Genomic DNA, 16,389 nt, shown 5'->3' with positions numbered 1-16,389 from the left:
ATGACCACATTACAACTCATTGCCCCAGTCACAGGGACGTTGCTGCCCGTGAGCCAAGTACCCGACCCCGTTTTTGCGGAAGAAATGTTGGGTACGGGTTTTGCCATCAATCCCATTGAGGGGGTGCTGTATGCACCTTTCGATGGGGTTGTGAAACAACTTGCCAGCACAGGGCACTCAATCACACTGGTGTCATCCACGGGCGCAGAGGTGCTCATGCACATCGGCGTGGATACCGTGACCCTGAATGGCCAAGGTTTCAAACCTCAAGTTGCTTTGGATCAGTCGGTGCAAGCGGGGGATCCACTCATCCACTTTGATCTGGCTTATTTAAAGAAATCTGTACCGAGTACATTGGTGATTTTTGTATTGCTCAATTCGGACGAGTTTAAATGGCATTACGACCGTGTCGCCCCTTTCAATGTGAGCACACCCATGCCCACAGGCGTGTATGTTGGTGCAACACTCGATCACTTTCCGCCCACAGCACAAGCATCGGCCCCTTCAGCCAACCCATCAACCCATGTTGAGGTGGTGGCCATGGTCAAACACCGCAATGGCTTACATGCACGCCCGGCAGCCTTGGTGCAAAAAACGGCAAAGCTGTTTGCCTCAAACATTCAACTGCACTACCAAAGTGCGCGAGCCAACGCCAAGAGCACTTTAGACATTCTGATGATGAGCATTCCTGAGCATGCACACATCATGGTGTCGGCTGAAGGCACTGATGCGGCTCTAGCCGCTGCGGCCATGATTGACATCATTGAACACGTTGATGAATCAAAGCAAGCACCCGATGTCATTCATGACTCAAGCGAAACATTGCCAGCACACACCTGCTCTCCTCTACAAGACACGGCATGCCAAGGCGTGGTTGCCTCCCGTGGCGTGGCTTTGGGCACAATCATGCATCTGCGCACAGAATGGCCGCAATTCAATGAAACATTTGTCAGTGTCGAGCATGAATTGCAACGCCTTGATGATGCATTGGCTTCAGTTAAAAACGAATTAATGGCTTCCAGTCATTCGTCTGCGCTCAAAGACATTCAAGCGGCACACCTGAGCCTGTTGGAAGACGAGGTTTGGCAAAACCTCATCCGCCAAGCCATTCGCAATCAACACACAGCAGGCATCGCCGTTCGCCAAGAAACACAAACATTGATGGATCAACTTGAACGATCTGCTTTGGCACTGTTTCGTGAACGTGCAAGCGATTTAAAAGACCTTGCTTCACAGATACTAAACGCCTTGGCACCTGCCCACAACAACCCGATGGATGACACCGATTGGCCTGATGACGTCATTGTTTTGGCGGATGACATCTGGCCATCGACCCTCAGTGGCCATTCAAAAAACAAAATCCGAGGCATGGTCACGGCCAAAGGCGGCACAACCAGTCACGTTTCTATTTTGGCTCGTGCACTGAGTATTCCTTTTATTGTGGCCCTTGGGGAATCAATTTTAAAGTTAAAAAATGGCCAAATAGTGATCGTTGATGCGGAACAAGGTCACTTGATTGTCAACCCCAGCGATGCTGAACAGGCACAAGCCAAACAACGCATGCATGAGCTGACCCTACTCAAACAAAATGCATTACGCCATGCCCACCAACCAGCGGTGACCCTCGATGGACACACCATTGAAGTGGCGGCCAACATTGCTCACACTCAAGATGCCAGCGAAGCCATGAACAATGGTGCGGATGGCATCGGCTTGGTTCGCACCGAGCTGATGTTCACTGACCGTCAAACCATGCCCAACGTGCAAGAACAGCAAGCGCACTACCAAGCCATTGTCGACACGATGGTGGATAAGCCCGTCATCATTCGCACGCTTGACATTGGCGCGGACAAAGAACTCAGTTATGTCTCGATGCCCAAAGAAGAGAACCCCTCTTTGGGTTTACGTGGTGTGCGTTTGGGTTTAGCGCGAACAGAAATGTTGGATGCCCAGCTGGAAGCTTTGCTCCACGTCAAACCCACCCGATCATGCCGCATCATGTTGCCAATGATCAGCGATGTCTCTGAAGTCAAACAGGTGCGAGAACGGCTGGTTCATATTGCCACTCAACTCGGCCTCACAGATTTACCTGAATTGGGCGTCATGATTGAAGTGCCATCAGCCGCATTGCTGGCGGATCAATTGAGTGAACACGTCGATTTTTTCTCGGTTGGCACCAATGATTTGACCCAATACGTTTTGGCCATGGATCGCTGTCAACCTGAGCTGGCCAGCCGCCTGGATGGCCTACATCCTGCTGTTCTGCGGATGATTCAGATTGCCACCCAAGGTGCAGCGAAACACAATAAATGGGTGGGCGTCTGCGGTGCATTGGCTGAAGAACCATTGGCCATCCCCTTATTGATTGGTTTGGGCATCACTGAACTGTCCGTTGGGGCCGCGAATGTGCCCCACATCAAAACGCAGGTCAGACGACTTGACCTTGCCGCGTGCCAAACCTTGGTCAAAACCTGTTTAACACTGCACTCTGCACAAGACGTTCGCCAGAACGTGCATGCCTTTTTGGCCTCACTGGAAGGAGGATAAATCAAGAAAAAAACATCCCTCCACCCCACAATACCGATAACAGAGTCACTTCGAACCCTACAGCAGTCTTTTACAAGAAGCACGAAAAATGCAAAACCCAGCTTTTCTGTGCGTCCTGTATTTTATAAAAAATAAAGTTTTAACTATTATGTTCACCTTTAGGAGATAGACATGAAAATATCATTTAATGGTCTACAGCAATTGGGGCGCGCCTTGATGCTGCCCATTGCTGTACTGCCCATCGCAGGTTTATTGCTGCGGTTGGGGCAACCTGACTTATTAAACATCAAAATTTTGGCACAAGCGGGTGATGCGATTTTTGGCAACTTACCCCTACTTTTTGCCATCGGCATTGCAGTCGGTTTTGCCAAAGAGAACAACGGTGTCGCTGGTTTAGCAGGGGCAATTGGTCAATTGATTTTGGTGGCTGTACTCAAAGTCATTGATGAAAAAATTAACATGGGCGTGCTCTCGGGCGTGCTCATGGGGCTGACCGCGGGCGGCCTGTACAATAAATACTACAACATCAAATTGCCACCGTATTTGGCATTTTTTGGTGGTAAACGCTTTGTGGCCATCATCACGGGCTTGGTCGCGGTGATCTTTGGTGTTGCGCTCGGCTTTATCTGGCCATCCATTCAAAATGCCCTGGACGCGTTTGGTCACTGGCTCATCGGTGCGGGTGGTCTTGGTCTGTTCTTATACGGTGCTTTAAATCGCTTGTTGTTGGTCACAGGCTTACACCACGTACTAAATTCTTTTGTTTGGTTTGTTTTTGGTTCGTTCACAGACGGTTCAGGCAAAGCGATTGCGGGTGATTTGCACCGTTTCTTTGCTGGCGATCCAACTGCCGGTTCATTCATGACAGGCTTCTTCCCCATCATGATGTTTGGTTTGCCCGCAGCCTGCTTGGCGATGTACCGCAATGCCCGTCCAGAAAACAAAAAAATGGTTGGCGGCGTGCTGCTGTCCATGGGACTGACCTCATTTTTAACAGGTGTGACGGAGCCCGTTGAGTTCGCCTTTATGTTTTTGGCACCCGTGTTGTATGGCATTCACGCTGTGCTGACAGGTTTGTCTTTGGTCATCATGAACCTTTTACATGTTCGATTGGGCTTTAGTTTCTCAGCAGGCCTGTTTGATTATTTATTGTCCATGGGCAAAGGTGAAAATGCATTGATGTTGTTGCCAATTGGATTTGCATACTTCGCGGTGTATTACTTCCTGTTCAATTTTGCCATTAAAAAATTCAACCTCATGACTTTAGGACGTGAACTCGTTGAAGCACCCACGACAGCAGGGACAACCGCTCCCATCTCTGCCCCCGCTTTCGTGCCAGCAACCTCCACCAGTTCAGCCTCGACAGCAGATGTCACTCACGGTGCACAAACCGAAAAAACAGCAATCAACGAAGCCAACACGACAAAAGAGCAACAAAGAATCATCGATTATGTGGCTGCTTTGGGTGGAAAATCCAACCTGACTTCAGTCGATGCCTGCACCACCCGCTTGCGCCTGATTGTTGCTGACAAAGATAAAGTCAACGATCAAGAATTGAAACGTTTGGGTGCCCGAGGTGTGTTGCGCCCAGGGACAAATGCGGTTCAAGTCATCATTGGCCCAGAAGCAGACAGTTTGGCCACAGAAATTCGAGAATACAACCTCATCACCAACTGAGGATGAACGAAGCAAAGAGGCACTTGTTTCAACAGGATGCGCCTTTGCTTTGTACACACGACTCAAAAGTGATTGGTATTGTTTCATCATGAAATTAATCGCAGTAATCGCAGCAGGTTAATTTCAAAGGATTAATCGTCAAATACAGCCCTATATAGTCCTATAGCTTTGTTGTGCGATCAATTATTGACGAATTTCATTATAAAAAAAGACCAACAGATGTTGGTCTTTTTTTACGTGGGCATGATTGACATCAAAACTCCCAGCCTCTTCCAATTGTCATTGATTCAAACTGGCGTGCAAGCCTTGCAAATCATACACTTTGATTTCATGCAAATGCTTCATGCCTTCAACCGCAGCTTCTGCGCCCGCCACAGTCGTTTGATAGGTGATGCGTTGTGCCAAAGCCGTTGTGCGAATCGAACGTGAATCGGCAATTGCATCTTTCGTTTCATCCACCGTCGTGAACACCAAAGCCACTTCACCATTTTTCATCGCATCGACGATGTGCGGGCGACCTTCTTTGACCTTATTCACGCGTTTCACAGGGAAACCCGCGGCTTGCAAATCTTCTGCCGTGCCACCAGTGGCGCAAATGGTGTAACCGAGCTGAACCAACTGTGCCGCCACTTTGCGCATGGCAGGTTTATCGCTGTTTTTCACACTGATGAACACTTGACCGCTTGCTGGCAAACGTGTTGAAGCAGCCAATTGGCTTTTGTACAAAGCTTCGCCAAACGTCGTGCCCACGCCCATGACCTCACCCGTAGAACGCATTTCTGGGCTCAGCACAGGATCAACACCTGGAAATTTATTGAATGGGAACACCGCTTCTTTGACACTGAAATACGGCGGGATGATTTCGTTGGTCGCATTGAGTTGCGCCAAAGTTTGACCCGCCATCACGCGTGCCGCCACTTTTGCCAAAGGACGGCCAATCGCTTTCGATACAAACGGCACCGTGCGCGAAGCACGTGGGTTGACTTCGAGCACATAAATGATGTCTGCACCATCTTTGTGTTGAATGGCAAATTGCACATTCATCAAGCCCACAACTTTCAATGCACGCGCCATTTCAGCCGTTTGGCGTTTGATTTCATTAATCGTATCCGCGTTCAAATAGTACGGTGGCAATGAGCACGCAGAATCACCCGAGTGAACGCCCGCTTGTTCGATGTGCTCCATCACCGCACCAATCAACACAGCACCTGTGGCATCGCAAATGCAATCCACGTCCGCTTCAATCGCGTCATCCAAGAAACGATCCAGCAACACAGGTGAATCATTCGATACTTTAACCGCCTCACGCATGTAACGCTCAAGGTCAGAACGCTCATGCACGATTTCCATCGCACGACCACCCAACACATAAGAAGGACGCACAACCAATGGATAGCCAATTTCATCCGCCAAACGCAAAGCTTCAGCTTCTTCACGTGCTGTGCGATTTGGTGGCTGGAGCAAATTCAAGTCTTGCAACAATTTTTGGAAACGCTCACGGTCTTCGGCCAAATCGATCGAATCAGGCGATGTGCCAATGATCGGCACGCCTGCGGCTTCCAAATCCAAAGCCAATTTCAAAGGCGTTTGACCGCCATACTGCACAATCACGCCCATCGGTTGTTCTACAGCAACGATTTCGAGCACGTCTTCTAAAGTCACAGGCTCAAAATACAAACGATCTGAAGTGTCATAATCGGTCGATACGGTTTCAGGATTGCAGTTGACCATAATGGTTTCATAACCATCTTCGCGCAAAGCCAAAGCCGCGTGTACACAGCAATAATCAAACTCAATACCCTGACCAATGCGGTTCGGACCACCGCCCAAAACCATAATTTTCTTGTTATTGGTCGGATTCGCTTCGCATTCTTGATCGTAGCTTGAATACATGTATGCAGTGTCAGTGGCGAACTCAGCCGCACACGTGTCCACACGTTTGTAAACAGGACGCACATTGAGCGCATGACGTGCTGCGCGCAGCTCTTGATCGGTGATTTTGAGCAATTGAGCCAAACGACGATCAGAGAAACCTTTTTGCTTCAAACCACGCATGTCATCTGCGCTCAAATCTACCAACGTGCCTTGAGCCACATGGGCTTCCAATTTAATGATTTCCTCGATTTGCACCAAGAACCAACGGTCAATTTTCGTGTGATTGAACACTTCGTCCACGCTCATGCCCACGCGGAATGCATCCGCGACGAACAAAATGCGCTTGTCTTTTGGCTCACGGATTTCCGCGATGATGTCGGCTTTGTCATCGGTGACGGGATTCAAACCATCGATGCCAACTTCCAAACCGCGTAAAGCCTTTTGGAAAGACTCTTGGAATGTGCGGCCAATCGCCATCACCTCACCCACCGATTTCATTTGCGTGGTCAAATATGCATCGGCTTCAGGGAATTTTTCAAAAGCAAAACGTGGAATTTTCGTGACCACGTAATCAATCGATGGCTCAAATGAAGCAGGCGTTTGACCGCCTGTGATGTCATTTTGCAACTCATCCAACGTGTAACCAATCGCCAATTTTGCAGCAATTTTTGCGATCGGGAAGCCCGTTGCTTTCGATGCCAATGCAGACGAACGCGACACACGCGGATTCATTTCAATCACAATCATGCGACCCGTATCAGGGTTGACCGAGAATTGCACATTCGAGCCACCCGTGTCCACACCGATCTCACGCAACACCGCCAATGACGCATTGCGCATGATTTGGTATTCTTTATCGGTCAATGTTTGTGCAGGCGCAACCGTGATCGAGTCACCCGTGTGCACGCCCATTGGGTCTACGTTCTCAATCGAGCACACGATGATGCAGTTGTCCGCCTTATCGCGCACCACTTCCATCTCGTATTCTTTCCAGCCAAGCAACGACTCTTCAATCAACAACTCATTGGTGGGCGACAAATCAATGCCGCGCTTGCAAATCGTTTCAAACTCTTCTTTGTTGTACGCAATGCCACCACCCGTACCACCCATCGTGAACGATGGACGGATCACAATCGGATAGCCCGAATTGTCATTGGTTTTGGCGATCATCGCGTGCACCGTTTGCGCCTCTTCCCACGTGTGGGCGATGCCTGACAACGCTGAACCGAGGCCAATTTTGGTCATCGCATCTTTAAACTTCATGCGGTCTTCGGCCTTGTCAATCGCTTCAGGCGATGCGCCGATGAGCTGCACATTGTGTTTATCCAAAACACCGTGGCGATGCAAATCCAAAGCGCAATTCAATGCCGTCTGCCCACCCATCGTCGGCAAAATCGCATCAGGCTTTTCTTTCTCAATGATTTTCTCAACCACTTCCCAGGTGATCGGCTCGATGTACGTCGCATCCGCCATCTCTGGGTCGGTCATGATCGTCGCAGGGTTCGAGTTGACCAAAATCACGCGATAGCCTTCTTCTTTCAAGGCTTTGCAGGCTTGTGCACCTGAATAATCAAACTCGCACGCCTGACCAATGATGATCGGACCTGCGCCGATGATAAGAATACTTTTTAGATCTTCACGTTTTGGCATTTCTTTACTCCAACAATTTCAATAATTTAATTCGATTTGTAGGGTGTAATAAGCGTTTATTTCGCATGACACCCAGACTTTATTTCATACTTAACTCATACATGCGGCGCAATGCACTGTGTTTATTGCGCCCTACTTGCTCATAAATAACAACGTTGAAACATTACTATGTACTCTGTTCATGTCTGCGTTTACATACTACAAGAGCAACTCGTTTAGCCAGCATGATAAGGCCAACCACAAAAGCCACATACACACCCAACGGCATCAACAACATAAAAGCGGAAAAAAGAAGCAATCCATAATAAACGTCTGCATAAGCACGGGCAAAAGGAAAATCAACGACACAACCACTTACAGCCATGCTGCCCTCATTCCAACCCGAACAATTGACCATCGCCAGTATGGGCAAAACAAAACCACAAAACGATATAATTAACATGCTCACTGGAATCAACCAACATTTTCCTTGTTTTTCCATCGTTATTACCTTTATGTCAGTGCTATTGCTTATCCACGCTCAAACTGGATTTTTACCAAGGAACACCCAACCCACCATCCACGTAGACCTCAAGACATCAAAAACCACATGACCATGCCGAACTTGGTTCGATATCTACCAGCACTAGGGATTTTGCGGGTCAGCCCGCAATGACGTGCAAATCACAACGTCGCCATACCCAACTTCACCCCAAACCCAATAAACAAACAGCCAACCAAAAGCGTTCCGACGACCATCCAAATCGGACGCGAACGAAACGTTTGTGCAAGTTGTGCGCCTGCAAAAATCAGACCGCTCAAGTACGCTAAGCTAACAAATTGCAAAATTAAGCCCAGCACCAAAAATGCGACATACGGGTGCGCGGCATCAGCGGAGACGAATTGCAAAAAAAACGACAGCACAAACAATATCGCTTTTGGATTGATCAAACTAATCAACAAGGCACGTTTGAATGGGCTTGAGCTTTTTTCCAGCTGCGCCATTTCAGACGCGTTGGTATGGGGCTTGCTGCGATTCTGCCAAATGCGCCACGCGCCAATGAGCATGTTGATGCCCAAGTAACTCAAATACAACGCGCCTGCAATTTTAAGTGCGATGAACACTTGCGGGGCTTCGCGCAAAATCGTGGCGGCACCGATGACGGCAGCGACCATGATGATGGTGTCGCCAACAAACACGCCTGCTGCCCCCGCATAACCGCGCCGCACGCCTTGCTGCGCGGCGGTGGTCAAAACGTACATGGAATTCGGGCCAGGCAATAAAATAATCGCCACAGTACCGATAAGGTATGCGGTGATGTTGGTGATGCCCAGCTGAGTGAAAAACTCCATGTGTTTAGTGCTTTACGTTGATCTGTCATTGCCAAATGATGACGATGGCTGTGGTTTGATAAATAATCCGCCGTGCCGCGCTAACACGGCATCTTCTCGAACAGGAGATTGCGGATCAAGTCCGCAATGACGCATTCAGTTGTTTACTAATTATTTGCTTTGCGCCATCAAATCAATGAATCGATCGAACAAATACGCAATGTCATGCGGGCCGGGTGACGCTTCTGGATGGCCTTGAAAACTAAACGCAGGTTTATCCGTGAATGCCAAACCTTGCAAGCTGCCGTCAAACAAAGACACATGGGTTGGGCGCACATTTGCAGGTAAAGTCACTTCATCAGCGGCGAAACCGTGGTTTTGTGATGTGATGACCACACGCCCCGTGTCCAAATCTTTCACAGGATGGTTCGCGCCGTGGTGACCAAACTTCATTTTCAAAGTCTTCGCACCAGCGGCCAAAGCCATGATTTGATGGCCCAAGCAAATGCCAAAAACGGGTACATTTTTATCCAAAAATTCACGCGTGGCAGCAATCGCGTAATCGCACGGTTCTGGATCACCAGGGCCATTTGACAAGAAAACACCATCAGGATTCATCGCCAGTACATCGGCAGCCGATGTTTGAGCTGGCACAACGGTGATGTCGCAACCACGTTCAGCCAACATGCGCAGAATATTGCGTTTCACACCAAAATCATAAGCAACCACTTTAAATTTTGGATTACTTTGCTGAAGGTAACCTTCACCCAAACGCCATTCGGCTTCAGTCCACGGGTATGCTGCAGTGACCGATACGACCTTGGCCAAATCTTGGCCGCTCATGCCGCCAAAACCAGCCGCCAATTCGGTTGCTTTCGCCACATCATCGCCGACCAAAATGCAACCGCCCTGCGCACCTTTTTCACGCAATACGCGGGTTAAAGCACGGGTATCGATGCCTGCGATGGCAACAATGTTGTTGGCTTTCAGATAATCAGGCAAACTTTGCGTCGCACGGAAATTCGACACAACAGGCGATACATCTTTGATGATCAAGCCTGCTGCATACACTTTATCCGCTTCAACGTCTTCTTCATTGACACCGACATTGCCGATGTGCGGGTAGGTCAAGGTGACCATTTGCCCCGTATACGATGGATCGGTGAGGATTTCTTGGTAACCAGTCATGGCGGTGTTGAACACCACCTCGGCGACCACGTGGCCAGGTGCGCCAATGCCGTAACCTTGAAACACCGAGCCGTCGGCCAACACCAGCACGGCTTTTGGATATTGATTAGAAAAAATGGGTAACACGTTCAAACTCCTTAACATCTTGGACACACAACTCCACATGAGACAAAATGGCAGACATAAAAAAAACCGCCCCACATCAATAAAAAACTTTACTGTGTTGGGCGGTTTTTGCCTGTTTTCGTCTTTAGTAGCCAGTGTGTCATCTTAATTTCGTCGTTTCTGTAAAATATATTGCTAAACCCAGTCATTTTAGCAGAAAAACCACCTTACTTAAAGACTAAGACGAAAATTGACGCAAAAATTACGCTACAATTAAAATGCGAGACGTCATATTCTTTTCAATTGGAGCACACACATGAGCACATTAGACCAACTTAAAGCCTTAACCACAGTCGTTGCCGACACTGGTGATTTTCAAGCGATTGCGCAATTTTTACCACAAGATGCCACCACCAACCCATCTTTAATTTTAAAAGCGGTACAAAAACCAGAATATCAACCCCTGTTTGAATCAACCGTCAAAGCCCATGTCAACGAGTCAGTCGCCGACATCATGGATCATGTGTTGGTGGCTTTTGGCTGCGAGATTCTCAAAATCATCCCTGGTCGCGTATCATCTGAAGTGGATGCACGTTTATCCTTCGACACCGAAGCTTCTATCGCTCGTGGTCGCCGCGTGATTGCTTTGTATGAAGCCCAAGGGTTTAGCCGCGAACGCATTTTAATCAAAGTGGCATCGACATGGGAAGGCATTCAAGCCGCCAAAGTCTTGGAAACAGAAGGCATTCACACCAATTTGACATTGATGTTCAACCTCGCACAAGCGGTTGCTTGCGCCGACGCCCACATCACATTGATTTCGCCATTTGTGGGGCGCATTTACGACTGGTTCAAAAAACAAACGGGGATTGACTATGACATGAGCAACGATCCTGGCGTCTCTTCTGTGACCACCATTTACAATTATTACAAAAAATTTGGTATCAAAACCCAAGTCATGGGCGCAAGCTTCCGCAACGTCGGCCAAATCATTGGCTTGGCTGGATGCGATTTACTGACCATCAGCCCTGATTTATTGGCCAACATGCAAGCCAGCAATGATGATGTTAAGCCTGCCTTGACCGAAGCCGCCGCACTCGCACAGGACATTCAACCTTTGACACTGACTGAAGCCAAGTTCCGTTTATTGCTGAACAACGATGCCATGGCGTGTGAAAAACTCGCAGAAGGCATTCGTGCATTCTGCGTAGACACAGAAAAATTAGTGACATTAATCGAACAAGCTCGTAAATAAATTTTTTTCAAAAAATTATTTAAAAAAAAGCCAACCCAATGTTGGCTTTTTTAAAGCCAAAAAACAAACACAAAGGCATATTTAAATAAATCACAAGCATTGGTTTTGCTGTTTTTAAAACAAGCACTTATGTTGCACTTCACACCCAACTTACACAGTTGATGACGTAACTTAACGCATAAAAAGCAAGCAAAAACTTAACGAAAAATGACAAATTTCCAACGGCAGAGTATGCGTTTTTTTGTTATGATGCACCCCATCACACTTTCATCATTGACTCGCCTTGCTGCGTTATGGTTTTTAAAAATTATTTGCAAATATTATTTAAAAATCAAATAGTTAATACACAAGCATTGCATACAGGGAACCATGTGGAACTCATGGACTGTGGCGCAACTGTAAGGGATCGCTGTTCTTTTGAGCATCGAGGATTGACCTCTCGATTAGACTCGATCAGTTCCCCCAAGTCAGATACCTATCAATGATCATCGTGTGCAGGCCTTCGTACCAAAGGCATGCACATCCTGTCGTTTTTTCGCGCAAGCCATTGCGTGCGAAGCGTCTCTATTTGTGCCCCCTTTTGGTAAAGATAAATCATTCACCATCGTTACTTTAGGGGCGCGGACATGTCTAATTACACCATTGAGCAACCATCGTTTTTCAGCGACACTTTTGATCCATCGCTGGAGCCCATTTTGGCGCACAATCCGCAACGATTCGTTTTACTCCCCATCCAACATCCCGATCTTTGGCAGCAGTACAAGCAACACAAAGCCAGCTTTTGGACAGCCCAAGAAATCGATCTGGAATCCGATTTGGCCGACTGGTGGTCGTTGTCTTCTGGTGAGCGTCATTTTGTCAGCCATGTGTTGGCATTTTTCGCCGCTTCGGACGGCATTGTCAATGAAAACTTGGCTGTGAACTTCATGAAAGAGGTTCAAATTCCTGAAGCCCGTTGTTTTTACGGCTTCCAAGTGGCTATGGAAAACATCCACTCAGAAACTTATTCATTGTTAATCGACACTTATATCCAAAAACAAGACGAAAAAGACCATTTATTCAACGCCATTGACACCATTCCTGCGGTCAAAGAAAAAGCCAACTGGGCTTTGCGTTGGATTGATCAAGGTAATTTTGCCGAACGTCTGGTTGCCTTTGCAGCGGTTGAAGGGATTTTCTTCAGCGGCAGCTTCTGTGCATTGTTCTGGTTAAAAAAACGCGGCTTGATGCCCGGTTTAACATTCAGCAATGAGCTGATCAGCCGCGATGAAGGCTTGCATTGCCAATTTGCCTGCTCCCTCTATCACATGCTCAAGCAACGCTTATCGAGTGACACCATTCATGCCATCATACGCGATGCGGTGCGCATTGAGAAAAACTTCATTTGCGAAGCTTTGCCTGTGAGTTTGATTGGCATGAATGCCGAATTAATGAGCCAATACATTGAGTTTGTGGCCGATCACTGGCTGGATGCGCTCGGCTACAGCAAACTATACAACACCAAAAACCCATTTGATTTCATGGACATGATCTCACTTGAAGGCAAAACCAACTTCTTTGAAAAGCGCGTTGGCGATTACCAAAAAGCTGGCGTTTTGGGCACAAAAAGCGAACAAGTGTTTTCACTCGAAGAGGATTTCTAAGCGTTAGTTTCAGCTGTTCACTTAAGTTGTTTCTAATACCACCCAGACCGTCGATTGCCTCTCTTGCGCGTGACTCAATCGACATGAGCTGTCGCTTCACACAATCCACCTTCCTTCAGGCCAAATGCATCCCATTGGCCTGTTGGTTTTCAACATTGGTAGCATACACACCCATTCACTCTGTACACACAACAGAGCGCAGTACACAATTAACAAAGTAAAAAAAGGATCAAACAATGCTCGTTCTCAAGCGCAACGGTAAATCTGAAGCCGTCAAATTCGACAAAATCACAGCCCGCATCGAAAAGCTGTCTTACAGCCTGAATCCATTGGTTGAACCCGTTGAGGTCGCGAAAAAAGTCATCATGGGTTTGTACGATGGTGTATCCACCACAGAACTGGACAACTTGGCCGCAGAAACAGCAGCCAGCATGGCCACACAACACCCAGACTTTGCGATTTTGGCCGCACGCTTGGCGATCAGCCGTTTGCACAAAAACACGACCAAATCGTTCTCTGAAACGATGCAAAAGCTGTATGACCACATTGATTTAAACACAAAAAAACACTCACCGATCATCACTGAAGACGTGCTGAACGTGGTCAAAGCACATGCAGATCTGCTCGACTCGACCATCATTTACGACCGTGATTTCAACTCAGACTATTTTGGTTTCAAAACTTTGGAACACAGCTATTTGTTGCGCATCAATGGCGAAATCATCGAACGCCCGCAACACATGTACATGCGCGTCGCCCTCGGCATCCACGGTGATGATATTCAATCTGCAATTGAAACCTACACATTGATGTCAGAGGGCTGGTTCACCCACGCCACGCCCACCCTGTTCAACTCAGGCACACCGCACCCTCAGATGAGCAGCTGCTTCCTGCTCACCATGCAAGACGACTCGGTCGAAGGCATTTACAACACGCTCAAACAAACCGCATTGATTTCTAAAAATGCAGGAGGCATTGGCTTATCCATCCATAAAGTTCGCGCCAAAGGCAGCACCATTGCAGGCACACACGGCACGAGCAACGGCATCGTACCCATGTTGAAAGTATTCAACGACACCGCACGCTACATCGATCAAGGCGGTGGTAAACGCAAAGGCGCATTCGCCATGTACCTCGAACCTTGGCATGCCGATATCTTTGAATTTCTACAATTGAGAAAAAACCACGGTGCAGAAGAAATGCGCGCCCGTGATTTGTTCTATGCAATGTGGGTCAATGATTTGTTCATGGCACGCGTTCAAGCCGATGGCGAATGGAGCTTATTCTGCCCGCACGAATGCCCAGGTTTGGACGATTGCTGGGGTGAAGCCTTTGAAACACTGTACACGCGCTACGAAGCCGAAGGCAAAGCACGTCGTGTCATCAAAGCGCAAGAACTCTGGTTTGCCATCTTAGAATCACAAATCGAAACAGGCACACCTTATTTACTTTATAAAGACCACGCCAACCGCAAAAGCAATCAACAACACCTTGGCACGATCAAATCAAGCAACCTGTGCACGGAAATCATCCAATACACATCGCCGGAAGAAATCGCCGTGTGTAACCTCGCATCAATTGCCTTACCAAAATTTGTTGAAGACAACGCATTCAATCATCAAAAATTGTATGACGTGACCTATCACGCCACCAAAAACCTCAACAAAATCATCGACAAAAACCTCTATCCTGTCGAAGAAGCACGCACATCAAACATGCGTCACCGCCCGATTGGCTTAGGCGTCCAAGGTCTGGCCGATGCATTCATCATGCTGCGCATGCCGTTTGACTCTGAAGCAGCGCAAACATTGAATCAACGCATTTTTGAAACGATGTACTACGCTGCCATGAGTGCATCCATTGATTTGGCGAAAGAACTCGGCCCATACGAAAGCTACCCAGGCTCACCCCTGTCCAATGGCATTTTGCAATGCGACATGTGGGGACACACACCATCAAATACATGGGACTGGGCACAACTGCGTCAAGATTTAGCCCAGCACGGTGCGCGCAACTCACTCCTGCTCGCCCCAATGCCCACTGCCTCAACCTCGCAGATTTTAGGCAACAACGAATGCTTCGAGCCCTACACCAGCAACATCTACACCCGTCGCGTCCTCAGCGGTGAATTCATCGTCGTGAATAAACACCTGTTGATCGACCTGGTCAAACGCGGCCTGTGGAACGACGCCATGCGCAACGACCTCATCCGCGCCAACGGCTCGGTTCAAAACATCGATCGCATTCCAGAAGACCTGAAAGCACTGTACAAAACCGTCTGGGAAATCAAGCAAAAAGTCCTCATCGACATGGCTGCAGATCGTGGCGCCTTCATTTGCCAATCGCAATCGATGAACCTCTTCATGGCGCAACCCACCATCGCCAAACTCTCTTCAATGCACTTCTATACGTGGCAAAAAGGCCTGAAAACAGGCATCTACTACCTGCGCACCAAAGCAGGCAGCCAAGCCGTACAATTCACCGTCAGTGCCGCCGAAAAAACGCCAGTGGCCAAAGACGTGGTTGAAGAAGAAATGATGGAAGGTGCCGTGTGCACAATGGAAGAAGGTTGTATCAGCTGTGGGTCGTGATGTTGTGATCAACAACCTTAAATAACCTGATGTCATTGCGGGCTTGACCCGCAATCTCCCACCTCAGGAGAGGCCATGTCGAGCATGGTATGACGGAACATTTACACGTTTTATCATAAGAACCGCGATAAAAACACAGAAAAGACAAAAGCCACGCATGCGTGGCTTTTCATTTGGTGCATCTTTCAGCTTGTTAGCCTCCAGTACACATACCCCAATCTGTTAGTAACTACAGAATACACGAAGAAAGTTAGTTATGTCAATTCTGTAGTAATTAACTTATTCGGATATGTGTACTGGTTGGAACTTAAGTCATCACTTCTAATACAATTAACTTTTATAAAATTGTTAAAGGCAATAACTTAAATAAATTTCATTAAGTCATCGAATAGTGCTATAAAATTACAACTTGACTTTATACGAAATTAAACGTATTATAGATGTGAATCTGAATAAAAGCAACCCCCTGCCGTGCGCCAACACAAACAGAGGGTCAGGTTTACAAGCATCCCTATCAATGAGATAACTTATTAACTTTTGGCGTTAG

General features: G+C 47.7%; 8 protein-coding genes, 1 pseudogene and 1 riboswitch. Of the genes and pseudogenes, 5 read left to right on the top strand and 4 right to left on the bottom strand.

Annotated elements, in window-relative coordinates:
• Both ptsP and nagE read left to right on the top strand, forming a co-directional pair.
• The gene (gene ptsP, locus DTO96_RS06265; protein WP_114562711.1) at positions 1–2,547 is read left to right on the top strand and encodes a phosphoenolpyruvate--protein phosphotransferase; all 2,547 of its coding nucleotides are present in this window, start codon (positions 1–3) and stop codon (positions 2,545–2,547) included.
• A 171-nt stretch (positions 2,548–2,718) separates the two neighbouring features.
• Positions 2,719–4,200 (top strand): annotated as a pseudogene (nagE, locus tag DTO96_RS06260) (N-acetylglucosamine-specific PTS transporter subunit IIBC); the annotation flags it as partial.
• 303 nt (positions 4,201–4,503) lie between these two features.
• Here nagE and carB read toward each other — a convergent pair.
• The 4 genes from carB to carA all read right to left on the bottom strand — a co-directional run bounded on the left by carB (position 4,504) and on the right by carA (position 10,374).
• A complete protein-coding gene (gene carB, locus DTO96_RS06255; RefSeq protein WP_114562709.1) occupies positions 4,504–7,749 on the bottom strand; it encodes a carbamoyl-phosphate synthase large subunit in 3,246 nt (1,081 codons plus the stop codon).
• Between the two features lie 166 nt (positions 7,750–7,915).
• Positions 7,916–8,230, bottom strand: coding sequence for a hypothetical protein (locus DTO96_RS12675; RefSeq protein ID WP_157964347.1), 315 nt, complete (start codon positions 8,228–8,230; stop codon positions 7,916–7,918).
• A gap of 182 nt (positions 8,231–8,412) precedes the next feature.
• The gene (leuE, locus tag DTO96_RS06240) at positions 8,413–9,081 is read right to left on the bottom strand and encodes a leucine efflux protein LeuE (protein ID WP_114562706.1); all 669 of its coding nucleotides are present in this window, start codon (positions 9,079–9,081) and stop codon (positions 8,413–8,415) included.
• Between the two features lie 150 nt (positions 9,082–9,231).
• Positions 9,232–10,374, bottom strand: coding sequence for a glutamine-hydrolyzing carbamoyl-phosphate synthase small subunit (gene carA, locus DTO96_RS06235; RefSeq protein ID WP_373277768.1), 1,143 nt, complete (start codon positions 10,372–10,374; stop codon positions 9,232–9,234).
• 295 nt (positions 10,375–10,669) lie between these two features.
• Between carA and tal the strand changes: the two genes are divergently transcribed.
• The 3 genes from tal (at position 10,670) to DTO96_RS06220 (ending at position 15,842) form a co-directional block, all read left to right on the top strand.
• Complete coding sequence (tal, locus tag DTO96_RS06230; protein WP_114562704.1) at positions 10,670–11,608, top strand: transaldolase; 939 nt, start codon at positions 10,670–10,672, stop codon at positions 11,606–11,608.
• A 322-nt stretch (positions 11,609–11,930) separates the two neighbouring features.
• Positions 11,931–12,101, top strand: a riboswitch (cobalamin riboswitch).
• Between the two features lie 133 nt (positions 12,102–12,234).
• On the top strand, positions 12,235–13,251 hold the full coding sequence (locus tag DTO96_RS06225) for a ribonucleotide-diphosphate reductase subunit beta (protein WP_114562703.1): 1,017 nt from the start codon (positions 12,235–12,237) through the stop codon (positions 13,249–13,251).
• A gap of 236 nt (positions 13,252–13,487) precedes the next feature.
• On the top strand, positions 13,488–15,842 hold the full coding sequence (locus DTO96_RS06220; protein ID WP_114562702.1) for a ribonucleoside-diphosphate reductase subunit alpha: 2,355 nt from the start codon (positions 13,488–13,490) through the stop codon (positions 15,840–15,842).
• The last annotated feature ends 547 nt before the right edge of the window (positions 15,843–16,389 follow it).

It is taken from the genome of Ephemeroptericola cinctiostellae, assembly GCF_003339525.1.
GTDB classification, from domain to species: domain Bacteria; phylum Pseudomonadota; class Gammaproteobacteria; order Burkholderiales; family Burkholderiaceae; genus Hydromonas; species Hydromonas cinctiostellae.
Note: the sequence above shows the minus strand (reverse complement) of the source record. Positions and strands in the feature narration are given on the sequence as shown.

Bases quoted from the DNA above. Each gene is read 5' to 3' on its own strand.
- ptsP (WP_114562711.1), top strand. From the start codon at position 1: ATGACCACATTACAACTCATTGCCCCAGTCACAGGGACGTTGCTGCCC.
- carB (WP_114562709.1), bottom strand. From the start codon at position 7,749: ATGCCAAAACGTGAAGATCTAAAAAGTATTCTTATCATCGGCGCAGGT.
- DTO96_RS12675 (WP_157964347.1), bottom strand. From the start codon at position 8,230: ATGGAAAAACAAGGAAAATGTTGGTTGATTCCAGTGAGCATGTTAATT.
- leuE (WP_114562706.1), bottom strand. From the start codon at position 9,081: ATGGAGTTTTTCACTCAGCTGGGCATCACCAACATCACCGCATACCTT.
- tal (WP_114562704.1), top strand. From the start codon at position 10,670: ATGAGCACATTAGACCAACTTAAAGCCTTAACCACAGTCGTTGCCGAC.
- DTO96_RS06225 (WP_114562703.1), top strand. From the start codon at position 12,235: ATGTCTAATTACACCATTGAGCAACCATCGTTTTTCAGCGACACTTTT.
- DTO96_RS06220 (WP_114562702.1), top strand. From the start codon at position 13,488: ATGCTCGTTCTCAAGCGCAACGGTAAATCTGAAGCCGTCAAATTCGAC.